Consider the following 23,264-nt stretch of genomic DNA (forward strand, 5'->3'; position numbering starts at 1 on the left):
ATGCCGAAAACAACACATATAAATATAACGATGGATTTTCGTCAAAAAGCATCTGGAGGATATGTATATGATTTACGTATTCCAACACAATTAACAGTAAAACAATTATTGTTAAACGTGATGGAAACGTTAAATATTGAAAGAACGAATACAAAGTCATCTATAAAAATTGTTACGAAAAATATTGTTCTTGCTGATGATGATTTTATTGATGACCATCCTGTTGCTGATGGAGACATTTTAGTAGTTTTATAAATCTAATAATCTATGCATTATTTGTGAAGGAGTTAATAAAATGGACGAGAAAACGATAGAGATAGATAATTTTACATATACTTTCAAACAAGATAAAAATACGGTTCGCACATCATTGCCAATTTCTCAAACAAGAATGAAAAATTTACGTCAATTGGACTTAATGCTCCAGCCTTCGGAATTTCTTGTTCCATTAGAAATTAAGGAAGAAGAAGATACCATTCATTTTGATTACAAGCTTCACCCTAAGAGAAAATCTTGGACAAAGATTCAAAAGTTAAATCATAATGAGAAATTGCGAATTTTATGTAATTTAGGTAAGCTAGATCGATTCTTGACCTCAAGAATTACTTTTTTCATCCATCCCGACAATGTGGTGTTTGATGATAATTACTTACCGTCTATTATTCATCGAGGTATAAGGGATGTTGTACCACCATTTGATATGCAAGAAGAAGCATTCCTAAAGCAATATAAATGCTTTATCATCGCTTTATTCTCCAAAAAATATAACTTCGAACAGCTTTATTATGGTTCCTTAGAGAAAGCGAATGAAACTGAATTTGAAAAGAAAGTTCAACAACTGACCAGTATGGAAGCTTTAAAGGAATTTTTAATAGAAAGCTATGAAATTGAACAAGAAAAAACAGAAAAAACGATGAGTTTTGTTCCAACAAAGCGATTTCGTTTATATAAACAGTTATCGATTATTATGATTATTGTATCGGTTCTGTTAGCGGCTCCACTTATTTATTACGCCTTAATCAATCATCCATTCCAAGATAAACAATTAGACGCTTATGGGGAATTCTTAGGGGATAATTACAATGGAGTTATTACTACACTTTCTGATGAGAATCCTGAAAACTTCCCTAGTCAAACTAAATATATGTTGGCTTATTCCTATATCCAAGTAGAGAGCTTACCAGATGAGCAAAAAAATTCTATATTAAATAATGTTTCTTTAAATAGTAACCAGGATTATTTATTGTACTGGATTTATAACGGTAGAGGAAACTTTGAAGAATCATTAGAAAAAGCAAAATATATCGATGATCCACAGCTGATTATTCATGGACTAATTCAGAATCGTGATCAAGTGAGAAATAATCCAGATTTAAGTGGAACGGAACGAGATGAAGAACTAAATCAATTACAAGATGAACTAGATCGTTATTTAGAAGAATATGAACTAGATCCTTTTAATGAAGAAGAGCAAAATGAACCTGCTTCTGGAGAAGGAACAGGAAATTCCGATCTTGGTACAAGTAGTGAAGATGAATCTACAAATAATAATACAGATGACAACGCCGAAGCGAACAGTGATTCTAATGAAGAAGAGAGTAATAACAATGAGGACGAAGAATAATTTCGTTTGAGAGATAGAGCTTGAATAGAAAGGGAGAACAAAAAGATGGCAGGACATATTTTATTTGTAGCATTTCAAGATCAATTGCATAAATGCCATTTACCGGATAGTACAAATCGACTAATTACGATCGGTAATTCCTGGTCAAATCAAGTAACAATACCTGAGATGGATGAGGAGATCACATTAGAATGGGATGGCAGTAAATTAATTTATCTGGATACCGAAATTAATAAGATGGAACGAGTGGACCTTAAGGATAAAACAATTCATTTTTATGTACAGGATGAAGAACAAACAATCTATTATGACATAGCTGGATACCACTCTATTACTTTTGGATCTCAAGAATATAATGATGTGTCTATATCGAGTTGGAATGCAGATATTGTATTGGTAAGAGGTAAGGACCATTCTACCTTTTATTTAGATATACAAGATGGAGATGTATTCTATAACTACGGTTACATTAATGAGGATAGAGTACTTCATGTTGGTGATCAATTGTTCATAGAGGGTGTATCTATTACGGTCCATCCTGAGCATTTAGAATTAAGGTCTAATAGAGAAATGAAGACACGATTAACCGAATTAATCGATTTATACAACCCTTATGAGGATGATTATCCTGATTATCATCGTTCCCCGAGAATCATTTATAGAGAGCCGGACGATAAACGAACCATTGCCAAACCAGCTAATAAACCATCTAAACCAAGTGAACAATTAGCACGTACCATAGTACCTCCTTTAGTTATGATAGCTGCGTTAGTAATTATTTCATTGGTGCAACCACGAGGAATATTTATTATTGCTATGTTGGCAGTGACGGTGGTTACTATTATCTTTTCTATAACCTCTTATGTGAAAAGTGTGAAAAAGTATAAAGCGGATATGAAGCACCGAGAAGAAACGTATAAAAAGTATTTGCAACGAAAAACAAAAGAATTATTTGAGGCAAGTGAGGAACAACGCCACGCATTGCACTATCATTATCCTGATGTAGAGAAAATTAGGGAGATGGTAACGAATATTGAAGCAAGAATCTATGAAAAAACAATGTATCATCATGATTTTCTTAATTTCCGAACAGGACTAGGGCGTGTGGATTCAAGTTTTGAGATCGAATTTAACGAAGAAGAATTCACTCAAGAGGAAGATGAACTTGTCGATGCTGCTAGAGACTTGTTAGGACAATTTAATGAGTTGCGAGATGTTCCCGTTGTCACATCCTTAGCGAAAGGTCCTGTGGGCTATATCGGTCAACGTAAATTAGTGTTAGAACAATTACAATTGATTGTGATGCAATTATCATTATTTCATAGTTATCATGATTTACAGTTTATTACGATATTCCCGGAAGAAGAAAAGAAAGAATGGGATTGGATGCGTTGGATGCCACATGCGAGTGTAAGAGATATCAACGTACGAGGATTTGTATATCATGAACGTTCTCGTGACCAAGTACTTCATTCCATGTATCAAGTATTAAAAGAAAGAAAACAGCTTGTTGAAGAGAAAAGTAATACAAATGAGAAATTGTTTTTCTCACCGCATTATGTTGTGCTCGTCACCGATGAAAAATTAATTCTGGATCATACGATTATGGAATTCTTTAATGAAGATCCTAGTGAATTGGGTGTGTCAATTGTATTTGTTCAAGATGTAATGCGCGCTTTACCAGAACATGTGAAGACAGTAATTGATATTCGTGATGCAAATGAAGGAAAAATCATTTTGGAAGAAACCGAACTTGTCAATAAAAGCTTTAAACCAGATCATTTTCCAAAACACTTTAATAAAGAGGTTGTATCACGTGCTTTAGCTCCAATTAATCATTTGCAAAATCTGAAAAACTCGATTCCGGAGCAAGTGACATTTTTAGAACTATATAATGTGGAAAAAGTAGAAGAATTAAATATTCAAACTCGTTGGAGTCAAAACGAGACGTATAAAAGTTTAGCTGTTCCATTAGGGTTAAGAGGGAAAGAAGACCTTGTCCAACTTAACTTACATGAAAAAGCCCATGGACCACACGGATTGGTCGCAGGTACGACAGGTTCTGGTAAATCAGAAATCATTCAATCGTATATTTTATCGCTTGCAGTTAACTTTCACCCTTATGAAGTTGCATTTCTACTTATTGACTATAAAGGTGGGGGAATGGCGAACCTATTTGCTAAACTACCACATCTCATGGGAACCATTACGAACTTGGATAAAGCACAATCAATGCGTGCACTTGCATCGATTAAAGCAGAATTACAGAAGCGACAACGATTATTTGGAGAGCATGAAGTAAATCATATCAATCAATACCAGAAATTATTTAAACAAGGGAAAGTTACTGAACCAATGCCGCATTTATTCTTAATTTCTGATGAATTTGCGGAATTGAAATCGGAACAACCAGATTTTATGAAAGAATTAGTTTCTACAGCACGTATTGGTCGTTCCTTAGGAATTCACTTGATTCTCGCGACACAAAAACCAAGTGGAGTGGTGGACGATCAAATCTGGTCTAACTCGAAATTTAAGCTTGCTTTAAAAGTACAAAATGCTGGAGATTCAAATGAAATTCTAAAAACACCGGATGCTGCTGAAATTACCTTACCAGGTCGAGCTTACTTGCAAGTCGGTAACAATGAGATCTATGAATTATTCCAGAGTGCATGGAGTGGAGCTGACTATATCCCAGATAAAAGTGAACAAGATTATGTTGATATGACAATCTATGCCATCAACGAGCTCGGTCAATATGATATTTTAACAGAGGACCTAAGCGGTTTGGAGCATAAGGAAGAAGTAGAAAAAATACCTACAGAATTAGATGCAGTTATTGATCATATTGCAGATTATACCGAGAAGCAGGAAATGGAACCTTTAGCAAAACCATGGTTGCCGCCATTGCCTGAGAAAATTTTCGGACCAGAGCTACATGCAGTTGCGTTTGAAGAAGCATGGAAGGAACCAAAGAAGCCTTTACAACCAATGATTGGGCTGCTTGACCAGCCAGAATTACAAAAACAATCACCATTAACATTAAACTTATCGAAAGATGGGCACTTAGCTGTATTCTCGAGCCCTGGTTATGGAAAATCTACGTTCTTACAAACAGTAGTAATGGACTTAGCACGACAGCATAATCCAGAACATTTCCATGTGTATTTACTAGATTTCGGAACGAATGGACTACTTCCATTGAAAAACCTTCCTCATGTAGCAGATACATTCTTAATTGATGAGGAAGAGAAAATTGGAAAGCTCGTTCGTATGATTTCCTCAATCGTAAAACAACGAAAACAACAGCTTAGTAAGTATGGAGTAGCAAATATTGAAATGTTTGAAAAGGCGAGTGGAGAAACAGTACCCAATATAAGTCTAGTTATCGATAACTATGAATCTGTACGAGACGCGGAATTTGTAGATGATTTTGAGAGAATTATTACTCAGATTGCTAGAGAAGGTGCAAGTATTGGTATTCATCTTATTATTAGTGCTGGACGACAAAGTGCAATGCGCATGCCATTACTATCAAATATAAAAACTCAAATTGCACTGTTCTTAATTGAAACAACTGAAGCTAGATCGATTGTTGGTCGAACAGACATTGAACTCGAGGAAATTGCTGGTCGAGGACTTGTAAAACTTGAAGAACCAGCGTTATTCCAGACAATGCTCCCTGAAAATGGGGAAGAAGCTCTTGAAATCATTGATAAGCTACAAGCAACTGCGAAAGCCATGGAAGAAGCGTGGGATGGAGAATACCCTGAGTCAATTCCGATGATGCCTGAAGGTGTTGTAGACTTTGAGCAATTCAAGAACCAACGTCGTACGAAGAAACTAGTAGATGAACAAAAAGTTCCACTAGGATTGGATTTTGAAGAAGTTATGCCAGTAGGTTTTAATCCAGCACAATATGAAAATCTAACCGTAATGAGTGATCGAAAGGATGGATTAGATCGAATGATCCAATCCGTCGCCAAAAATGTAGCAATGATGGACAATTCGTATCAAACGATACTAATCGATACGGTGGAACAAAAATTCAAAGACATCGGCAGCAATATGAATACGTACATGTCTGAAACAGATGGCTTACGAACAATGAAAGCTGAACTTATTAATGAAATTGAAAAACGTTCAAAAGAGGGTACAGCTAATGAACAAAAATGGCTAGTGCAAATTGCAAATCTACAAGATTTTGTTGAACGAACAGGTCTATCTGCAGACGATGCTTCAACCATGATTGATAAAGGAAGTAAAGTCGGCATTCATTTCATTATATGCAGTGAATACAGCTATCTAGGCATGAGTTATGAACAAGTACCAAAATACTTCCGTGGCCAAGCAATGATTGGTTTACTCAGCATGCGTCTTGGAGATCAAGATATGTTTAAACAACCATTTATACGACAAGAGAAATACCCGAATAAATATGAATGTTATGTGGCATTGGATCACCAACATGTGAAAGTGAAAATACCGGAGTAGGGAGGGGAATATAGTTAATGACATCTCTGAGTCAGTTATATGGTCAGAAACGAACCGTTTTGAGTGCGATGGCAGATACGAAAAATAATATCTCTGCATTAGAAGATAAGATAACTCGATTAAGAATAGCTTCTAGTCAAATGGATGCAACGAATTCCAATCTTTACAACCTAAATAATTCCATTCAAGGAATCTTAGTCAATAATTCAAATTGGAATGGAAAAGAAGAAAATAACTATAATGAAGCCTACAGCAACTACAAAGATAGTACGAGGCATTTTGTAACTAAATCAGAAGAAGTAAAGATAAATATGGATGAGGATATACAACGTTATGAGTTAGAAAAAACGTCCCTAACAACAGGATTAAATAACTTAGAAACCTCACTCGGTAATCTGGAATGGCAAATAAGTCAATTGGAAAAGGAGTGATTTAAATGGTCGTGGAGATAGGTATTAATCTAAGTGAATTTCAATCAAGTGTAGATGCGTTAAGGACCTCCTCTTCGAATCTAGTGAGTAGTATTCAAAAGAACCGAACATTTGATAAAACAAATATTCAACCATTTACAAAAGACCTAGAAAATGTAATAAGAGCAGTAGATTTGTTGCAACGATATAAAAGCCTTTTAGAATCAGATATCAATACATTAGCCCATACTGGAGAGAACATCAGAGAGAATGATGAAGGCTTGGCACAAGCAAGTACGAATGTATTAGATGGACCACAAAAATTACTCTAGCAAAGGAGGATATAGATGGGACATAAGGTTGACATATCCGAAGTGATAGAATTATCAGAGGATGTTAATTCTTCTACAGCGGATATTAAAACAAGTCTTAATAGTATTAGTGAAAGTATTGATAGATTAAATTCATTGGAATCATTTTCTGGAAAAACAGCAACAAATGCAAAGAATTACTTTAATGATCTTCATAAAACCATTTTAGTAACATTTGAGCACTTATTTACAGATTTAGATGATTCCCTAAAAAAGCATTTGGAAATGTTTCAATCACGAGTAGATACAAGTGAATCTGCTATTATTGTTAGTGACTACGTAAAAGATCTAGAACTAGACATCAAGGAAGATTGGGAAAAGTTGAGTCTAGAACAAGATAAAGTAAGAGAAACAATGAATAGTGTATCTGATATTACTAGTGCCATTCATCCGAATTATTACCCACCAGAAGCCGATAAAGATGATGTAATAAAGATTATTACAAATCTAGAACAAGAACTAAATTCGTTTACTAGTGTAGGACAAGAAGAGATTTCTAGTATAGAAGATTTGCTTAATCAAGTAGCAACGACAATTGAAAATGCAGGCACGGTAGAAGGTAAAGGCAGATTTACTGATTATATCGGAACTTCAACCACTTTAGGGTTATCCTATTTAAAGGATTATAATGCTGAAAAAAGAGAAGTTATGCTTGATGAAGCTAGAAAAGCTAAGGATACTGCATTGAAGGATATGGATGAGTCTTCGCAAGAGATATTGAATAAAGCATATATGGATTTACAAAATGGTGAAATTGAAGAATCCGAATACTATGGCTATATAAATGAACTGAAAAAGCTTCAAAATGAAGAGAATTTGGACGAAGAAGTATCGGAGAATTTTATAAAGTATGTGATTGATAATTTTGATGTTTTTGAGGAAAATTTTAACTTTAATGGAATCGCTGGTTTTCTAAGTCAAAGTATAAATGATGCGGGAGATAATAGTTTAACTAGATCTGAACTAGTAAAGCATATGAATGCTAACAAACCATCTTCTACTTCAATGTTTTTAAAAAATCAAGGTGACAAAATGTTGAAGGTAGGAAAAGCGGTAAGTAGATCGTTACTAGGTGTTAGTATTGTAATTGGTACGTACAGTGATCTCACACAAACTGATAAAACTGCAGGAGAGGCAATTGCAAAAAATACTTATTCTAGCGGTTTTGGTTTTCTTACTGGTGTTGGAATTACAGTAGGGTTTAAAAGTTTAGGAGCAATGGGGTTAATTTCTAATCCAATAGGTTGGGCATTAGCTGGTACTGTTGTCGGAGGAACCATTGCAACAACATTAGCTAATTGGGCGTATGATAATAATTTCTTAAATATACAAGAAGGAGCAGATTGGGCCGGTCAAAAATTGGATTGGGCTGGAGAACAGTTAAGTAATGGTTATAACTGGGTAGACGAACAAGTGGATAAAGGCATAGGCTGGGTAGGAGATCAAGTAAATAAAATTGGTGATGCTTTTAGTAGTGGACTTGATAGCATTAATCCGTTTAGTTAGTTTTTCGTGTATAGAAAAGGAGTGAAGATATTACATGAATTGTAATGTACAATTTGTTTTTAAAAATTTAAGGTATAGAATTCTTGAAATAGATGAAGAAGAATATATTCTAGATATGGGAAATTCAGTTTGGAAAATTATCTTTCCTTTCTTACATTGGGTATTACCTAATCCCGTTTACAAATTAGATAATCATGAAATTGTAAAGAGATTAAAAGTACCAGAACGGGAACAACCAAAGACAATAAGTGCAGGAACGGGTGCCTTGGGAGGACTCATTGGAGTTTTTCTAGCTAGTTTAATTCGACCACTGGCAAATATGTTTCATATACCAAGTACATCATTGATTAATTTTATTATTACTATCTTGGTTGTAATTATAGCTTTATCAGTATTTATATATATAAATACTAGAAGTAAAAATAATTTAACTGCAATAGTTGATTATAAGCATTACCCTAGAAAAAAATTATGGATAAGGCCGCCATCATTAAAGTTTTTCTCTAGCTTATGTTTCTTTTATTTGTTTTTTATGGCATTAACAGTTGTCCCATTAATGGGATTTATTGAAACAGGGAATATAATCATTTTTTTTGGTTCGATATTTTTTTTGTTTGTAACCTTTATGATTAACTATTTTACTATACTTGTTGGTAATACAACGGTAAGATTCAGAGATTAGTTACACGCACAATATTATGGCTTATCTATTTTATCTATCATATATATGCCAAAAAATTGTAGGATTTTGTCTGAACTAGCAGAATACTATGGAATTAATAATTAAAGAGAGGAAATTTTTTATGTTACCAATTGGATCAATCGTATATTTAAAAGAAGGTACAAGTAAGTTAATGATTCTAAACAGAGCACCAATTCTTCCAGCGGAGGGCAAAGAACAAGAAGGAATAATGTATGACTATACGGGATGTATTTACCCCCAAGGGTTAGATCCGAATAATGTACTGTACTTTAATGAGGAAAATATAGATAAAGTAGTTACTGAGGGATATAGAGATGAAGAAGAAGAACGTTTCCAAGAGATTTATGATAGTTGGATGAAAGAAAATGGGAATAGATTTGAAAAAGGAACTGTATTAGGCCCTTTGAAATAAGAAAATAAACTATCTGCACATCAAGAAGCATATACAAGTATGCTTCTTTTGTTTAGGTGAGGTAATTTGTAACTGACAATCCCAATTTTGTAGAGTACGTTGTAAATAACCTGCCAAGAGTAGCCTGGGAAGCAACCCTGGTGCGTTAGCGGTTTTTGCTGATAAACTGGGTAACACCATGAATGAATTGGCAGCTTACTTAACGAATGTAGTAAGTACAGATGCTATAAAGAATACTTCTAGTTCTTTAATTGACAAAGCTGGCAAGGTTGCAGAATATGGAAAAGCAGCAGGTCCTGCTTTTGGTACCATAGGTTTTGGTTATGGTATGTTTTCTGATACGCTTAATAATGATAAAACTGTGGGAGAAGCTTATGCACATAATTTGTCTTCAATAATGGCTGGGGTAGGCGCTACAGCCATAGCTAGTCTTTTTGTCTCTAACCCGGTAGGATGGGCGGCAGCCGGCATTATGGCTGCTCCGGTAGTAGGTATTATACTATTTGAATTTGCATATGCAAATAATTCATTTGGAATTCAAGATGGCCTGAATTGGGCAGGGCAACAATTTGATAAGGGCTGGGAGACTGTAACAGATTGGGCAGATAACATTGGCCAGGGTTTGCATAATAGTTGGAACTTATTAAATCCATTTTCAACATCGTAAAACATATTTTTTTGATAAGTAGGAAAGGAAGAATAATTATGGACTGCGAAATACAACATTTAGATAAAAACATGCGATATCGTATTTTAATCATTAACGGTGAACAATACATCCTGGATATGGAACGATCCGTTTGGAAGATTATCTTTCCAATTCTTTTTTGGCTGATACCTAGTCCTGTATTTAAAGTAGAAGATCAAGATATTGTGGAACAGTTAAAGACAGCTAAAAAAGAAAAGAAAGTTCTTGGATAATATCATTAGGAGGTTTTGGATATGCGATCGGTATTCTTTTAACACCTTTAATGGATTATTTTAATTTTCCGATTTCTCCATTTATCAACATCATACTTCTTATACTTGTTTTAGGTCTAACGGCTTTTCTATATTTTTCTATAAGTTATCAACGTAAAAAGAAATTGTATAATGTAGTTGAACTAGAAGGATTACCAAGGAATCAATTAAGGATTCAACCAAGTTCCGCTAAGCATGTTTTTAAATTTATAGCAGCTTATACTTTTCTTATTGGATTTATTATACTAGGTTTTGGGACTTATATAGACACGGGAAATATCGCTATTTAATGATTTCCTCAGGTTTCTTCTTTCTTCTATTACTTGCCAATCGTCCTACTGTTGAAGAAGGTCATACCACTGTAAAATTTAAAGATTATGAGAAGGCAGTTTAGTCTTAAATAAAAAAACCAAAATTACAGAGAGGAATTTTTTTATGTTACCAATAAGATCCATAGTATATTTAAAAGAAGGTACGAGTAAGTTGATGATTTTAAATCGTGCACCAATTCTACCTACAGAGAACGAAGAACAGAAGGGTGTAATGTATGATTATTCTGGATGTATTTATCCTCAAGGATTAGATCCAAATAATGTACTTTATTTTAATGAAGAAAACATAGATAAAGTAGTATCTGAGGGTTATAAAGATGAAGAAGAAGAACGTTTCCAAGAGATTTATGATAGTTGGATGAAAGAAAACGGAAATACATTTAAAAAAGGAACGGTTTCAGGGCCGTTGAAATAATAAAATTAACTATCTTTACATCAAGAAGCATATAAAAGTATGCTTCTTTTGTTTAGGAGAGACATCTACAGTTTTTTTAGCAACAAATGTAAAGAATTACTTTAATGATCTTCATAAAACCATTTTAGTAACATTTGAGCACTTATTTACAGATTTAGATGATTCTCTAAAAAAGCATTTAGAAATGCTTCAATCACGAGTAGATACAAGTGAATCTACTATTATTGTGAGTAACTACGTAAAAGATCTAGAAATAGACAACAAGATACAGTAAGAAAGACAATGAATAGTATATCCGATATTACTAGTGTAGGACAAGGAGAGATTTCTAGTATAGAAGACTTGCTAAATCAAGTAGCAACGACAATTGAAAATGCAGGCACAGTAGAAGGTGAAGGAAGATTTACTGATTATAAGAATAATGGCAATAATGTGGGGTTAACAGCTTTAAAAGAGAAAATTCGAACAGACTTAGTGGATAATTTAGTAAAGATTGATGATATAAGTGAAGAAGATAGAATATTTTATGATAAAGCTAAAAAAGATTTTGAAAATGGGGAAATGGATAAATCTACATTTGATTCTATAGAAAATGTATTGGCTAATTATGGATCTTCCGCATTTTTAAATAATCCATTGCAGAAAAAATTGATAGATGAACTATCAAATAGTATAGCTTCCAATATAAATAAGTGGTTAAGAGATAATACGACATTTCTACAACAGAACCACCATCAGTAACTACTAAAAGTGTCCGTACTGGAGCTAAATATGGCAGTTCAATTGTTGGTACTGCTATAGATTTTGGTATACAGGTAATTAATGGTGAAAATGTAGCCGATGCATCTATAAAAGCGGTTAGTCATACTGCTATAGGTGTGGGTGGAGCAAAAGTAGGTATGGCAATCGGTTCCGTTCTACCAATTGGTGGTACAATAATAGGAGGAGTTATAGGCTTTACTATCGGAACAGTTGGAAGTATGGCTTTTGACAGTGTGTACAATAATAAAGATAAGATAATTGGAAGTGTTAAAGACACTGCCAAAAAAGTTGGTGATGCTGTAACTGACTTCTTTGGAAATCTAGGATCAGTATTTGGATAATTAACTTCGAGGTGAATTTTATGGAACAGAAACTTATACCGATATACGCTGAAAGAAAAGAGGGGGCTTCGGGTTATACTATCTATTTAGATAGAAGTTCAAATAAAGTATATAGAGCATTTCACAAAGAATATAATCAAGTTACCTACTGGATTATTTTTGCATTGGCTTTAGGTCTTTTAAGAGCAATTTCGGGAGTTTATCTTACAAAGTTTCCTATATTAATAAAGTTATTAATTGTTATTTTAACTGGAGGAGTTGGTATAAGCATAGGAAAAACTTTACATAATAAGTATACTGGAAATCTAGTAGAAATATATATAAATGATTTAGAAATCAAAGAACTTATCGAAAAAGGAATGAAGTTAATAAAAAGAGAAATTATAATTACTTCTATTCTATTAATTATATCATTAATATTAGCTGTTTTGTTTATAGTATTTAGTTGGATAATTTGGTTAGTATTCACATTAATGTTATTTGCAATTATAGGTGTTTTATTAAATAGCATATCAATACAGAGACTTAATCTATTTAAAGATTATTCTCAATAGGAGGGATACTCGGTATTCTTTTAGCACCTTTAATACATTATTTTAATATTCCGATTTTTACACTGGTCAACGTGTTAATTCTTATACTTGTTTTAACCCTCATGACTTTTCTATATTTTTCTATCAGTCAGCGATGTAAAAAGAGATTGTATAATATAGTTGTACTAGAAGGATTACTAAGTAATCAATTAAGGGTTCAACCAATCTCCACTAAGCACGTTTTCAAGTTTATTGCTGCTTATATTTTTCTAATAGGAATTATTGTACCAGGTTTGGAACTTATATTGAGACGGGGAATATCGCTATATTAATCATCTTATCAGGTTTCTTTTTCATTCTATTTATGGACAACCGTGTTACTGTTGACAAAGGTTATACCACTGTGAGATTTAAAGATTATAAAGAGGCAGTTTAGTCAGTAAGAATAACATATCTAAGTAAGAGTAAATTGATGATCGGAGAATTTTTAAGGAGTAAGATAATTTTGAAATGTGAAGTGCAATTGTTATATAAAAATCTAAGATATAGAATTCTTGAAATAAATGGGGAAGAATATGTTCTCGACTTTGGAAATTCTATTTGGAAAATTATTTTTCCTTTCTTACATTGGGTGTTACCAAATCCTGTATACAAAATAGATAATCACGAAATCATAGAGAAATTAGAAGTACCACAAGAGAATCATCCAAAGAAAATAAGTACTGGAACGGGTGCCTTGGGAGGGCTTGTAGGAGGAGTTTTTCTAGCAAATTTATTACGGCCTTTGGCAAATGTTTTTAACATACCAAGTACATCATTGGTTAATTTAATTATTACTATTATTGTTTTAATAATAGCTTTATCAGTTTTTGTATATGTAAATAGGAGACATGAAAAAAATTTAACTGCAATAGTTGATTATACACATTATCCAAGAAAAAAAATATGGATAAAGCCCCCAACATTAAAGTTTTTCTTTAATATATGTTTCGCTTACTTGTTTTTTATGGCATTAACAGTTGTCCCATTGATGGGATTTATTGAAACTGGGGATATGTTCATATTTGTTCCAGGAGTAGTATTTTTATTTGTATCATTTATGATTACCTATATGACTATACCTCCAGGGAATACAACGGTAAGATTCAAAGATTAGTAACAAGCACAATACTTATGGCTTATCTATATTATCTGCCGAAAAATTGTAGGATGTTGCTAGAAGGAATTATATGAAATTAATAAATAAAGAGAGGAAATTTTTTATGTTACCAATTGGAACCATAGTATATTTAAAAGAAGGTACAAGCAAGTTAATGATCCTAAACCGTGCACCAATACTTCCGTCAGAGAACGAAGAACAGAAGGGTGTAATGTATGACTATTCTGGATGTATTTACCCTCAAGGATTAGATCCGAATAATGTACTCTACTTTAATGAGGAATACATAGATAAAGTAGTATCGGAAGGATACAAAGATGAAGAAGAACGTTTCCAAGAGATTTATGATAATTGGATGAAAGAAAATGGGAATACATTTGAAAGAGGTACGGTAGCAGGGCCGTTGAAATAAAATAATAAACTATCTTTACATCAAGAAGTATATAAAAATATGCTTCTTTAGTTTAGGTGAGCCATTGGGCGGCAAGCTTTTTAAAATAGATTTTATAAAGTGATAAGGAGATATGTAATGAATTGTAAAGTGAACCATTTAGATAAAAACATGCGATATCGTATTTTAATCATTAACAGTGAACAATACATCCTGGATATGGAACGATCTTTTTGGAAGATTATCTTTCCATTTCTTTTTTGGCTGACTCCTAGTCCCGTATTTAAAGTGGAAGATCAGGATATTGTCGAAGAGTTGAAGATGGTGAAAAAAGAAAAGCTAGAAAGTTCATGGATCCTGTCTTTAGGAGGTTTTGGATATGCAATCGGAATTCTTTTAGCCCCTTTAATGGATTATTTTAATATTCCAAGTTCTCCACTAATCAACAATATACTTCTTATAATTGCTATAGCACTTACGGCTTTTCTGTATTTTGGTATTAGTTATAGGCGCCAAAAAAAATTGCAGAACATTGTTGAACTAAAAGAACTACCAAGGAGTAAATTATGGATTCGACCAAGCTCAACAAACCTTGTTTTTAAGTTTTTAACTGCCTATATTTGTCTTTTAGGATTTGTTTCATTTCTATTTTTAGGGTTTATTGATACTCGGAATATTATGATATTAATCATCGCGTCCGGTTTCTTCTTTCTTCTATTACTTGCCAATCGTCCTACTGTTGATGAAGGTAATACCACTGTAAAATTTAAAGATTATGAAAAGGCAGTTTAGTCTTAAATAAAAAAACCAAAATTACAGAGAGGAATTTTTTTATGTTACCAATTGGATCCATAGTATATTTAAAAGAAGGTACGAGTAAGTTAATGATTTTAAACCGAGCACCAATTTTACCTGCAGAGAACCAAGAACAAATAGGAATAATGTATGACTATTCTGGATGTATTTATCCTCAAGGATTAGATCCGAATAATGTACTTTATTTTAATGAAGAAAACATAGACAAAGTAGTATCTGAGGGTTATAAAGATGAAGAAGAAGAACGTTTCCAAGAGATTTATGATAGTTGGATGAAAGAAAACGGGAATACATTTGAAAAAGGAACGGTAGCAGGACCGTTGAAATAAGAAAATAAACTATTTTTACATAAAGAAGCATATACAAGTATGCTTCTTTTGTTTAGGAGAGACAGCTACAGTTTTTTTAGCAACAAATGCAAAGAATTACTTTAATGATCTTCATAAAACCATTTTAGTAACATTTGAGCACTTATTTACAGATTTAGATGATTCCCTAAAAAAGCATTTGGAAATGTTTCAATCACGAGTAGATACAAGTGAATCTGCTATTATTGTGAGTAACTACGTAAAAGATATAAAACTAAATATCAAGGAAGATTTTTCGGAGAATTTTATAAAGTATGTGTTAGATAATTAAGGTGGAGTTACTGAAACACTTAAAGGAAATGTAATTGCTGGAGTTATTAAACAAAACATGGATGATTACGTAAATGTTGCATTAAGCCGAGCCGATATAGTTAAAGCTATGAATACCAACAATCCTTCTTATAAGTCTAAAATAAGGGTATTAACGCTGAAAGAGCTATAAGCGGATCTATAGGCAGCATTGACAATTGGTATTGGAACATATATTGATTATAAATACACCGATAAGACTATTGGAGAAGCATTGAAAAAGAATGCTGCATCTGGTGGATTCGGTCTTGTAGCTAGTGCGGGTACAGCCGTTATATTGGGTAAAGCGCTTGTTTCTAATTCAATAGGATGGTCAGTTGCTGGTGGGATAGTTGTAGGTACAGGCGTATCTTGGACTTTTAATCGGGCCTACGATAATAATTTCCTAGGTATTCAAGATGGTTTAGATTGGAAAGGACAATTTATAAAATTGGGAGTGAAACTATAAATGTATTGTAAGGCACAAGCGGTATATAAAAATCCAAGGTATAAAATTTTGGTGATTAATGAACAAAGGTACATCTTGGATATGGGAGGAAAATCCTTTTGGAAAATTTTATTTCCATTTATGTACTGGATATTTCCCAATAACACTTATAAAGTAAATAATCTTGAAATAATAGAAAAAATTAAAACACCAGATATAGATCAAAAAGATGTAGGTGGAGGAATGAGTATCTTAGGAGGAGTTGTTGCGATATTGTTAGCGAACCTTTTAAGACCCTTGGCAAATGTCTTTAATATCCCAAGCACACCTATTGTTAATGCAATCATTGTTCTAATGGTTTTATTGCTCGTTTTAATATTGGTTTTTAATATTAGTAAAAGGTGTAAAAAAAGAATAAACCACGAGTTGGATATTGAACAATATGAAGAGGAGCAAGTATGGATCCGTCCAAATTCAATAAAACAATTATTATTTATTTTATTTGCCTATCTGTTTTTTCTGGGATTTACTACTTTGGCTCTTTCAGGATTTATTTACTCGGGTGATGTAATGACACTTGTCATGGGCACACCCATATTATTAGTTTTATTGGCTATTAGTATTATAACTATTAATGGCGATACTATAGTAAGATTTAAAGGAAAAGAAAAAGATTTAAATTAGTATTTGTAGATCAATTTTTAACAAATTTTGAGAGGAAGATTATTATGTTACCAATAGGATCCATCGTATATCTAAAAGAAGGCACGAGTAAGTTAATGATTCTAAATCGCGCACCAATTCTTCCGACAGAGAACCCAAGAACAGAAGGGTGTCATCTATGATTATTCTGGGTGTATTTACCCTCAAGGTTTAGATCCGAATAATGCTTGATAGCTCCGTTAAGTATTTTTTAGTATATGAAAAATTTAGGAGTGAAGATAATACATGAAGTGTAATGTACAAGGTGTTTTTAAAAATTTAAGGTATAGAATTGTTGAAATAGATGAAGAAAAATACATTCTAGATATGGGAAATTCAATTTGGAAGATTATCTTTCCTTTCTTACATTGGGTATTACCTAAGCCCGTATATAAAATAGATAATCAAGTAATTGTAGAAAAATTAAAAGTACCAGATGGGAGTCAACCAAAGACAATAAGTACAGGAACGGGTGCCTTGGGTGGACTCATTGGAGTTGTTCTAGCTAGTTTAATACGTCCCTTGGCAAATATGTTTCATATACCAAGTACACCATTGATTAATTTTATTATTACCATCGTGGTTGTAATAATAGCTTTATCAGTATTTGTATATATAAATACTAGAAGTAAAAGAAAATTAACTGCAATAGTTGATTATAATCATTACCCAAGAAAAAAATTATGGATAAGGCTTCCATCATTAAAGTTTTTCTTTAATATAAGTTTTTCTTATTTGTTTTTTATGGCATTTACAGTTGTTCCTTTCATGGGGTTCATTGAAACAGGAAATATAATCGTTTTTATTGGTTCAATATTTTGTTTGTAACCTTTATGATTAACTATTTTACTATTCTTGTAGGTAATACAACAGTAAGATTCAAAGTTTAGTATACGCACAATACTTATGGCTATTTCATCTACATATATGCCAAAAATTGTAGGCTGTTGATAGAAGGAATTCTATGGAATTAATATATAAAGAGAGGAAATTTTTATGTTATAAATTGGATCATGGAACAGTTGAAGGTAGTGCTAGTTTGTTAGGACACAAAGGTACATCAAAAATAGGTGCTATAATTCAATGAATTAATTCAATTAAAGGGCCAGCTGGATCAAATTCATTTATTTTAGTAGATAAAGATGCATCAAATGCTGCAAAACCGTTTTTTTTAAGCTGATGGAGCTGTACGTAAAGAAGTGCTATAAGTAAAGGTTTTATAGGTGTAGGTTTTGGTATTGGGATGTACAATGATTGATTTGTAAAAGATAAAACTTTGGAGAATCTCTTGTTCGTAATGGATTAGCAACTGGAATGGTTGTTGGAACAATTGTTGGCTCTACAGCAGTTTTAACTGCAGCGGTTATTGGCTCTAATTCTGTGGGATGGGCAGCAGTAGGTGTTGCTACAGCTAGTACTGTTGTGGGTGTTGGTATAACTTTGGGCTTTAACTATTTATACGACAATAATTTATTTGGTATTCAAGATGGATTAAATTGGGCTGGTCAACAGATTGATCAAGGTTTGAAAATAGTATATGAAACAACTTCTAATTTTTTTGAAGATGTCGGTGAGGCTTTTTTCAACTGGGCATGATGTTATCAATCCATTTAGTTAATTAGATAGAGTAATAAGAGTATCAGGAGGATTCTAAGTTTATGGATTGCAAAGTGAACGGTGTATATAAAAATTTAAGATACCGAATTCTAGTTATAAACAGTCATACCTATATATTGGATTTGGGTAAATCTTTTTGGAAGATAATATTTCCATTTTTAATTTGGATATTACCTAATCCTTTATATAAAATTGAGAATAAGGAAATTGTGGAGAAATTAAAAACGCCTGAAGTGCATCAAACAAATACAGGGGGACAAGGTTTAATTGGAGGAGGAATCGCTGTTTTAATCGCTAATTTATTAAGACCATTAACGGACTACTTTAATATTCAAAGTTCTACTATGGTTAACTCAGTTATAGTTATTGTTGCGATTCTGTTACTATTATCATTACGTCTATATATAAACCATTTAAATAAAAAAAATCTTTATCGCGTTATAGAAGCTGAAAAGTTAACACCTGATAAAGTATTGATAAGTCCTAAGCCAATAAAGCATTTCTTCTTAATATTGGGTATGTATTTATTTTTCCTAGCTTTCACTATATTGCTGTTTATAGCTTTTATTCAAATTCCGAATATATTAATATTGTTAATTACAATGTCATTATGGTTTTTAGTATTGTTTACAAATAGTATAACTATTGCAGTAGGAAACACAAGAGTTAAATTTATAAGCAAAACAGAACAACGTATGTAGCTTATTTTACTTAGTAAATGAACAATAAAGATAAGAAAGGGGAGTTTAAAATGTTCCCAATAGGATCAATAGTTTATCTAAAAGAAGGTACAAGCAAGTTAATGATTTTAAACAGAGCACCAATTCTACCTGCAGAGAACCAAGAACAGAAGGGTGTAATGTATGATTATTCTGGATGTATTTATCCTCAAGGATTAGATCCAAATAATGTACTGTACTTTAATGAGGAAAATATAGATAAAGTAGTATCTAAAGGTTATAAAGATGAAGAAGAAGAACGTTTCCAAGAGATTTATGATAGTTGGATGAAAGAAAATGGGAATAGATTTGAAAAAGGAACTGTATCAGGCCCTTTGAAATAAGAAAATAAGCTATCTGCACATCAAGAAGCATACAAGTATGCTTCTTTTGTTTAGGTGAGGTGATTTGCAACTGACAATCCTAATTTTGTAGAATATGTTGTAAATAACCTACCAAGAGTGCCCCGGAAAGCAACAAGCAACCCCTGGTGTATTAGTGATTCTTGCTGATAAAAATTAGGTGTTAGGTCTTTCATTTAATATCTCATTTACTCGGATTATGATTAACACTGTGGACTACGATTGAAGTAATCCATAACAATATTTTTTAAAAATAAGCTACTTAATGTATTTTTGAAAATTAATACTCCCCTTTAAATAGAAACAAGTTTTCTTTGTTTCTCTACTTTAAAGGGGAGTTAAATTAAATTACTTCATATTTAGTGCCAGTGAGTCTTCATATAAAAGAATAATTGTAACATGTAATGAGCAGAGGCTATTTATAATAGAAGTTAATCATCTAGCTCTACCGTTAATTGTTCTCCTGTTTTGGCATCGATAACTACAGTTACGTCCTTCTGATTGTCATTTTCAAATTCTATCTCATAGGTTGCTACCCCATCATCAATTTCTAATTTCCAGCTGGTAGGGGTTAGGTCTTGTACTTCCTGGACTTCGGAAGCTGTAGATAATGCATCTTCGTGACTTACATAATCGTCAAAAACGAGTTCCTGATAGTTATCATCATTTTCTCTATTTTCTTCTTCTTGGTTGATTATGTTCTTCTCTAAATCGATTTCAGCTTTATACTCTTTTGCGTCATCAAATCCTTCTATTTCATAGGTGTATTCAAAATTATGCTCATCTAATTCAATGGAAGAAATGGCTGCCCCTGTAAAAGTATCCGTGAAAATCTGCATAGCCTCTTCAGACGTTAGTTGCACGTCTTCAACAGATTGGGTAGATGTTGAATCTTCTGATTGATTATTAATATTTTCCGTTGATACGTCAGAATTTGTATCATTGTCATTATTGTTGTTCGTACCACATGCTATTAAACCAATTGCCATAACAACGATTACAAATGATAATTTATATTGTCTCATCCTATAACACTCCTTTATTTGAGTATAGTATATCATTGATATTAGTTTGTAGTATTATTTGGAAATTATTCATGCTAACAACGAATGAAAAGGGTGATTGTGATCTGATAGCAATTACGCAGAATACTGTTATATTTGTTAAATTTGATGAAGATTTAAACATCATAGTATAATAATTGGTAGCTCTTTACTAACAATCTCAGTAACTTCGTTAAAATGCGAAGGAAAGTTTAGTTAGTGATGTATCAAGGATAAATGGAGGTTGAAAAATGAGTGAACATAAAAAGGTAGAACTGCAAAAAGGTTTCTATATCTATGGGGTTGTATTATTTCTTTATTGGGGATTAATGTTCTTCTTAGAAAAAGATTACTTTTCAAGTAAATACATGATAGAGGGCATGTCCTTTATTGGTGCAGCAGTAATTATTTATTTTCTATTAGTCTATTTATTTAATAAAAGTGATGTTGGGAAAAAAGTCGTTATGTGGAGCTTAAGTGCACTATTCCTCGTCGCTGTTATAGGCTTTTTTGTTACAATTAGCTAATTTGTACAACGGATGTTGAAGACTTCATGACTTCAATGTGAATGAGTTAATAATTACGTCTTAAAAAGGAAGTCAATTAAATGACTTCCTTTTGTTCATTGTTTTATTAATGAATAAACTGGCGATTGCGCAGAATAATGTGACAACACATAGTGTAGTAAATATCCAACCGGAACTTGTATCTTGTTTACCAAAATATTGATAAGCATTTAAACCATTTGCTATAGAAGATAGAAAAAGGGCAATAATAATTAATGGATGAATGCGTTTATGTTTCATTCGTAATTACAACTCCTTTTATCGGCTGTATTTGATTTCTCCTCCAATAATCGTCATTTCTATAGAGGTTTGGAATAGATCATCCGGATGATTCATTTGAAATGGATTATTGGAATATACGGTCATATCTGCTAGCTTTCCAGGTTCGATTGTTCCTTTTTTATGTTCTTCATTCGTCGTGTAAGCCGCTTGCTCTGTAAATAAACGAAAGGCTTCGTACATGGAAAGTTTTTGTTCTTTGTACCAACCTTCATGGTCTTCTCCGGGAGCTCTTCTTGTTACTGCGGCATGTATACCAAGTAATGGGTTCATCGGTTCCACTGGAGCATCGGATCCACCACCACATATTACTCCGTTATCTAGTAAAGTCTTCCACGCATATGCCATTGGCATCCGTTCTTCACCTAGTCGATCTTTTACCCAAGGGTAATCACTTGCTAGAAATCTAGGCTGTATATCTGCGATTCGGTGATTACTTGCTAACCGTTTTACCAGGTTATCATTTACCACTTGAACGTGTATCAGTCGGTCGCGAAATTCAGAAGGAGGAAATTGATCTAATATATCTAATACATTTATGAGCGCTTGATCGCCAATGGTATGTACGGCAACCGGCATGCCACGTTCACGTGCTCTTCTAACGATGTCGTAGAGCGTTTCTTGTGAGAACATGGCCTCGCCATATTGGCTAGGACTGTCGTGATACGGTTCACGTAAAAGAGCAGTTCGCCGTCCAAAAGCACCATCTGCGAAGATTTTAATTGCTCCAATTTGTAACGTATCATTCCCATACCCTGTGTACATATTCATCGCTTCTAGGTCTTCTAGAAATTCATGGTTTATTAATAGATTTGTTCGTAAACCGAGTTGTTCTTTATTTAATAGTTCATCGAATAATTGATAGGTTTGTTTAAGCCCGCCTAGGTACAAGGGATCGTTAGAGTGAACACTTGTTATACCATGCTGTATCGTAGCTTTTATTGTTTTTCGTAATGCGTTTTTCCAGGTTTCGTACGATTTTTCTGGAATGTGTTCTTGGAATAAAATAGAAGCTGACTCTAATATTAATCCCGTTGGTTTGAGGGAAGTAGAATCAACAACGATTTTACCACCTTCAGGAACAGATATGTCCTTAGAATAATTAATTGTTTCTAAAGATTTGGAATTAACGACTGCTGCGTGTTCACATATTCTAGTAATATACAATGGATTAAGTGGAGCAACTTGATCTAGTTCATCTAAGGTAGGAATACCTCCATCAGTAAATAGATTCTCATCCCATCCACTTCCAAGAAGCCATTCTCCAGGCTTTAATGTATGGGAATGCCGACGAATATACTCAAGCATATCTTGTTTGGAAGTTACCCCTGTTACATCTAAATCTACGAATTTGCTTGCTACCATAGAGAGATGTAGGTGACTATCTGTTAACCCAGGAGTTACTGTCAATCCTTGTAAATCTATGATCTCCGAACTTTTAGCTTTCCAGTTTAATAACATGTCTTTTGTTGTACCGATGTCTATAAAACAATTATTTTCGACTGCTACTGCTTCGACAATGGGATAACTTGATTGAAATGTATGTATTACACCATTAATATACAGTTTTATCATGGCCATGCTCCTTACTTGTGAAAGTAAAATTATAGTTATACACAAAAAAACAACGATAGCCATCTATC

The 23,264-nt window shown here is 33.1% G+C and carries 30 protein-coding genes and 3 pseudogenes; 30 read left to right on the forward strand and 3 right to left on the reverse strand.

Features of this window, described 5'->3' with window-relative positions:
• The 29 genes and pseudogenes from OB_RS06880 (at window position 1) to OB_RS07000 (ending at window position 19,715) form a co-directional block, all read left to right on the forward strand.
• The gene (locus OB_RS06880) at window positions 1-255 is read left to right on the forward strand and encodes an EsaB/YukD family protein (RefSeq protein WP_011065718.1); all 255 of its coding nucleotides are present in this window, start codon (window positions 1-3) and stop codon (window positions 253-255) included.
• A gap of 40 nt (window positions 256-295) precedes the next feature.
• A complete protein-coding gene (essB, locus tag OB_RS06885) occupies window positions 296-1,624 on the forward strand; it encodes a type VII secretion protein EssB (protein ID WP_011065719.1) in 1,329 nt (442 codons plus the stop codon).
• 45 nt (window positions 1,625-1,669) lie between these two features.
• Window positions 1,670-6,118: a type VII secretion protein EssC gene (essC, locus tag OB_RS06890; RefSeq protein ID WP_011065720.1), complete on the forward strand. Its 4,449-nt coding sequence runs from the start codon at window positions 1,670-1,672 to the stop codon at window positions 6,116-6,118.
• 17 nt (window positions 6,119-6,135) lie between these two features.
• On the forward strand, window positions 6,136-6,549 hold the full coding sequence (locus OB_RS06895) for a DUF5082 domain-containing protein (protein ID WP_011065721.1): 414 nt from the start codon (window positions 6,136-6,138) through the stop codon (window positions 6,547-6,549).
• Between the two features lie 5 nt (window positions 6,550-6,554).
• Window positions 6,555-6,860, forward strand: coding sequence for a TIGR04197 family type VII secretion effector (locus OB_RS06900; protein ID WP_011065722.1), 306 nt, complete (start codon window positions 6,555-6,557; stop codon window positions 6,858-6,860).
• 15 nt (window positions 6,861-6,875) lie between these two features.
• Window positions 6,876-8,405 (forward strand): LXG domain-containing protein, encoded by a 1,530-nt coding sequence (locus tag OB_RS17860; RefSeq protein ID WP_011065723.1) that lies wholly within the window; start codon window positions 6,876-6,878, stop codon window positions 8,403-8,405.
• Window positions 8,406-8,439: 34 nt separating this feature from the next.
• The gene (locus OB_RS06910; protein ID WP_011065724.1) at window positions 8,440-9,087 is read left to right on the forward strand and encodes a DUF443 domain-containing protein; all 648 of its coding nucleotides are present in this window, start codon (window positions 8,440-8,442) and stop codon (window positions 9,085-9,087) included.
• 121 nt (window positions 9,088-9,208) lie between these two features.
• The gene (locus tag OB_RS06915; RefSeq protein ID WP_011065725.1) at window positions 9,209-9,520 is read left to right on the forward strand and encodes a DUF4176 domain-containing protein; all 312 of its coding nucleotides are present in this window, start codon (window positions 9,209-9,211) and stop codon (window positions 9,518-9,520) included.
• Between the two features lie 178 nt (window positions 9,521-9,698).
• Window positions 9,699-10,187 carry a hypothetical protein gene (locus tag OB_RS06920; protein ID WP_011065726.1) on the forward strand — a complete coding sequence of 163 codons (489 nt, stop codon included), beginning with the start codon at window positions 9,699-9,701 and terminating at the stop codon, window positions 10,185-10,187.
• Window positions 10,188-10,258: 71 nt separating this feature from the next.
• Window positions 10,259-10,770, forward strand: a pseudogene (locus OB_RS06930) (DUF443 family protein).
• 145 nt (window positions 10,771-10,915) lie between these two features.
• Window positions 10,916-11,227, forward strand: a complete 312-nt coding sequence (locus tag OB_RS06935) for a DUF4176 domain-containing protein (protein WP_011065729.1) — start codon at window positions 10,916-10,918, stop codon at window positions 11,225-11,227.
• A 31-nt stretch (window positions 11,228-11,258) separates the two neighbouring features.
• Window positions 11,259-11,501, forward strand: coding sequence for a T7SS effector LXG polymorphic toxin (locus OB_RS18885; RefSeq protein ID WP_407938093.1), 243 nt, complete (start codon window positions 11,259-11,261; stop codon window positions 11,499-11,501).
• Between the two features lie 8 nt (window positions 11,502-11,509).
• Window positions 11,510-11,968 (forward strand): hypothetical protein, encoded by a 459-nt coding sequence (locus tag OB_RS06940; RefSeq protein WP_011065730.1) that lies wholly within the window; start codon window positions 11,510-11,512, stop codon window positions 11,966-11,968.
• Window positions 11,969-12,105: 137 nt separating this feature from the next.
• Entirely contained in the window at window positions 12,106-12,330 is a 225-nt protein-coding gene (locus tag OB_RS06945; protein ID WP_197530219.1) for a hypothetical protein, read from the forward strand.
• 20 nt (window positions 12,331-12,350) lie between these two features.
• Window positions 12,351-12,884, forward strand: a complete 534-nt coding sequence (locus OB_RS06950) for a hypothetical protein (RefSeq protein WP_011065732.1) — start codon at window positions 12,351-12,353, stop codon at window positions 12,882-12,884.
• Window positions 12,885-12,937: 53 nt separating this feature from the next.
• On the forward strand, window positions 12,938-13,195 hold the full coding sequence (locus OB_RS18890) for a DUF443 family protein (protein WP_407938094.1): 258 nt from the start codon (window positions 12,938-12,940) through the stop codon (window positions 13,193-13,195).
• Window positions 13,162-13,299: pseudogene (locus OB_RS18895) on the forward strand (DUF443 family protein); the annotation flags it as partial. The gene OB_RS18890 and the pseudogene OB_RS18895, both read left to right, overlap by 34 nt.
• A gap of 36 nt (window positions 13,300-13,335) precedes the next feature.
• Window positions 13,336-14,019, forward strand: a complete 684-nt coding sequence (locus tag OB_RS06955; RefSeq protein WP_231847001.1) for a DUF443 domain-containing protein — start codon at window positions 13,336-13,338, stop codon at window positions 14,017-14,019.
• 106 nt (window positions 14,020-14,125) lie between these two features.
• Window positions 14,126-14,434: a DUF4176 domain-containing protein gene (locus OB_RS06960; protein ID WP_041544509.1), complete on the forward strand. Its 309-nt coding sequence runs from the start codon at window positions 14,126-14,128 to the stop codon at window positions 14,432-14,434.
• A 117-nt stretch (window positions 14,435-14,551) separates the two neighbouring features.
• Window positions 14,552-15,205: a DUF443 domain-containing protein gene (locus tag OB_RS06965; protein ID WP_011065735.1), complete on the forward strand. Its 654-nt coding sequence runs from the start codon at window positions 14,552-14,554 to the stop codon at window positions 15,203-15,205.
• Window positions 15,206-15,246: 41 nt separating this feature from the next.
• Window positions 15,247-15,558 carry a DUF4176 domain-containing protein gene (locus OB_RS06970; RefSeq protein ID WP_011065736.1) on the forward strand — a complete coding sequence of 104 codons (312 nt, stop codon included), beginning with the start codon at window positions 15,247-15,249 and terminating at the stop codon, window positions 15,556-15,558.
• A 31-nt stretch (window positions 15,559-15,589) separates the two neighbouring features.
• Window positions 15,590-15,868: a T7SS effector LXG polymorphic toxin gene (locus OB_RS18630; protein WP_269445922.1), complete on the forward strand. Its 279-nt coding sequence runs from the start codon at window positions 15,590-15,592 to the stop codon at window positions 15,866-15,868.
• A gap of 189 nt (window positions 15,869-16,057) precedes the next feature.
• The gene (locus OB_RS06975; RefSeq protein ID WP_011065737.1) at window positions 16,058-16,354 is read left to right on the forward strand and encodes a hypothetical protein; all 297 of its coding nucleotides are present in this window, start codon (window positions 16,058-16,060) and stop codon (window positions 16,352-16,354) included.
• Window positions 16,355-17,017 carry a DUF443 domain-containing protein gene (locus OB_RS06980; RefSeq protein WP_011065738.1) on the forward strand — a complete coding sequence of 221 codons (663 nt, stop codon included), beginning with the start codon at window positions 16,355-16,357 and terminating at the stop codon, window positions 17,015-17,017.
• A 44-nt stretch (window positions 17,018-17,061) separates the two neighbouring features.
• A pseudogene (locus OB_RS18770) lies at window positions 17,062-17,209 on the forward strand (DUF4176 domain-containing protein); the annotation flags it as partial.
• Window positions 17,210-17,281: 72 nt separating this feature from the next.
• Window positions 17,282-17,863 (forward strand): DUF443 family protein, encoded by a 582-nt coding sequence (locus tag OB_RS06985; RefSeq protein WP_011065740.1) that lies wholly within the window; start codon window positions 17,282-17,284, stop codon window positions 17,861-17,863.
• A 486-nt stretch (window positions 17,864-18,349) separates the two neighbouring features.
• Entirely contained in the window at window positions 18,350-18,631 is a 282-nt protein-coding gene (locus OB_RS17865) for a hypothetical protein (protein WP_011065741.1), read from the forward strand.
• Between the two features lie 62 nt (window positions 18,632-18,693).
• Window positions 18,694-19,353 (forward strand): DUF443 domain-containing protein, encoded by a 660-nt coding sequence (locus OB_RS06995; protein WP_011065742.1) that lies wholly within the window; start codon window positions 18,694-18,696, stop codon window positions 19,351-19,353.
• 50 nt (window positions 19,354-19,403) lie between these two features.
• Window positions 19,404-19,715, forward strand: coding sequence for a DUF4176 domain-containing protein (locus OB_RS07000; protein ID WP_011065743.1), 312 nt, complete (start codon window positions 19,404-19,406; stop codon window positions 19,713-19,715).
• Window positions 19,716-20,164: 449 nt separating this feature from the next.
• Here OB_RS07000 and OB_RS07005 read toward each other — a convergent pair whose 3' ends face one another.
• Window positions 20,165-20,758, reverse strand: a complete 594-nt coding sequence (locus tag OB_RS07005) for a PepSY domain-containing protein (RefSeq protein ID WP_011065744.1) — start codon at window positions 20,756-20,758, stop codon at window positions 20,165-20,167.
• 269 nt (window positions 20,759-21,027) lie between these two features.
• On the opposite strand from OB_RS07005, the gene OB_RS07010 reads away from it, so the two are divergent.
• Window positions 21,028-21,303 (forward strand): hypothetical protein, encoded by a 276-nt coding sequence (locus OB_RS07010; RefSeq protein WP_011065745.1) that lies wholly within the window; start codon window positions 21,028-21,030, stop codon window positions 21,301-21,303.
• Window positions 21,304-21,375: 72 nt separating this feature from the next.
• On the opposite strand, the gene OB_RS07015 is transcribed toward OB_RS07010, so the two are convergent.
• Entirely contained in the window at window positions 21,376-21,582 is a 207-nt protein-coding gene (locus OB_RS07015) for a hypothetical protein (RefSeq protein ID WP_011065746.1), read from the reverse strand.
• 18 nt (window positions 21,583-21,600) lie between these two features.
• The gene (locus tag OB_RS07020) at window positions 21,601-23,196 is read right to left on the reverse strand and encodes an amidohydrolase (protein WP_011065747.1); all 1,596 of its coding nucleotides are present in this window, start codon (window positions 23,194-23,196) and stop codon (window positions 21,601-21,603) included.
• Window positions 23,197-23,264: the final 68 nt, after the last annotated feature.

It is taken from the genome of Oceanobacillus iheyensis HTE831, assembly GCF_000011245.1.
Taxonomy (GTDB): Bacteria; Bacillota; Bacilli; order Bacillales; family Amphibacillaceae; genus Oceanobacillus; species Oceanobacillus iheyensis.

What these genes read in the sequence shown, in the direction of transcription:
- OB_RS06995 (WP_011065742.1), top strand. Translation starts at nt 18,694, where the DNA reads ATGGATTGCAAAGTGAACGGTGTATATAAAAATTTAAGATACCGAATT.
- OB_RS07000 (WP_011065743.1), top strand. Translation starts at nt 19,404, where the DNA reads ATGTTCCCAATAGGATCAATAGTTTATCTAAAAGAAGGTACAAGCAAG.
- OB_RS06920 (WP_011065726.1), top strand. Translation starts at nt 9,699, where the DNA reads ATGAATGAATTGGCAGCTTACTTAACGAATGTAGTAAGTACAGATGCT.
- OB_RS06965 (WP_011065735.1), top strand. Translation starts at nt 14,552, where the DNA reads ATGAATTGTAAAGTGAACCATTTAGATAAAAACATGCGATATCGTATT.
- OB_RS06880 (WP_011065718.1), top strand. Translation starts at nt 1, where the DNA reads ATGCCGAAAACAACACATATAAATATAACGATGGATTTTCGTCAAAAA.
- OB_RS06915 (WP_011065725.1), top strand. Translation starts at nt 9,209, where the DNA reads ATGTTACCAATTGGATCAATCGTATATTTAAAAGAAGGTACAAGTAAG.
- OB_RS06985 (WP_011065740.1), top strand. Translation starts at nt 17,282, where the DNA reads ATGAAGTGTAATGTACAAGGTGTTTTTAAAAATTTAAGGTATAGAATT.
- OB_RS06935 (WP_011065729.1), top strand. Translation starts at nt 10,916, where the DNA reads ATGTTACCAATAAGATCCATAGTATATTTAAAAGAAGGTACGAGTAAG.
- OB_RS07005 (WP_011065744.1), bottom strand. Translation starts at nt 20,758, where the DNA reads ATGAGACAATATAAATTATCATTTGTAATCGTTGTTATGGCAATTGGT.
- OB_RS07010 (WP_011065745.1), top strand. Translation starts at nt 21,028, where the DNA reads ATGAGTGAACATAAAAAGGTAGAACTGCAAAAAGGTTTCTATATCTAT.
- OB_RS06960 (WP_041544509.1), top strand. Translation starts at nt 14,126, where the DNA reads ATGTTACCAATTGGAACCATAGTATATTTAAAAGAAGGTACAAGCAAG.
- essB (WP_011065719.1), top strand. Translation starts at nt 296, where the DNA reads ATGGACGAGAAAACGATAGAGATAGATAATTTTACATATACTTTCAAA.
- OB_RS06895 (WP_011065721.1), top strand. Translation starts at nt 6,136, where the DNA reads ATGACATCTCTGAGTCAGTTATATGGTCAGAAACGAACCGTTTTGAGT.
- OB_RS07015 (WP_011065746.1), bottom strand. Translation starts at nt 21,582, where the DNA reads ATGAAACATAAACGCATTCATCCATTAATTATTATTGCCCTTTTTCTA.
- OB_RS06900 (WP_011065722.1), top strand. Translation starts at nt 6,555, where the DNA reads ATGGTCGTGGAGATAGGTATTAATCTAAGTGAATTTCAATCAAGTGTA.
- OB_RS06910 (WP_011065724.1), top strand. Translation starts at nt 8,440, where the DNA reads ATGAATTGTAATGTACAATTTGTTTTTAAAAATTTAAGGTATAGAATT.
- OB_RS06970 (WP_011065736.1), top strand. Translation starts at nt 15,247, where the DNA reads ATGTTACCAATTGGATCCATAGTATATTTAAAAGAAGGTACGAGTAAG.
- OB_RS06940 (WP_011065730.1), top strand. Translation starts at nt 11,510, where the DNA reads ATGAATAGTATATCCGATATTACTAGTGTAGGACAAGGAGAGATTTCT.
- OB_RS06980 (WP_011065738.1), top strand. Translation starts at nt 16,355, where the DNA reads ATGTATTGTAAGGCACAAGCGGTATATAAAAATCCAAGGTATAAAATT.
- OB_RS06955 (WP_231847001.1), top strand. Translation starts at nt 13,336, where the DNA reads ATGATCGGAGAATTTTTAAGGAGTAAGATAATTTTGAAATGTGAAGTG.
- essC (WP_011065720.1), top strand. Translation starts at nt 1,670, where the DNA reads ATGGCAGGACATATTTTATTTGTAGCATTTCAAGATCAATTGCATAAA.
- OB_RS06950 (WP_011065732.1), top strand. Translation starts at nt 12,351, where the DNA reads ATGGAACAGAAACTTATACCGATATACGCTGAAAGAAAAGAGGGGGCT.
- OB_RS07020 (WP_011065747.1), bottom strand. Translation starts at nt 23,196, where the DNA reads ATGATAAAACTGTATATTAATGGTGTAATACATACATTTCAATCAAGT.
- OB_RS17860 (WP_011065723.1), top strand. Translation starts at nt 6,876, where the DNA reads ATGGGACATAAGGTTGACATATCCGAAGTGATAGAATTATCAGAGGAT.
- OB_RS17865 (WP_011065741.1), top strand. Translation starts at nt 18,350, where the DNA reads ATGGTTGTTGGAACAATTGTTGGCTCTACAGCAGTTTTAACTGCAGCG.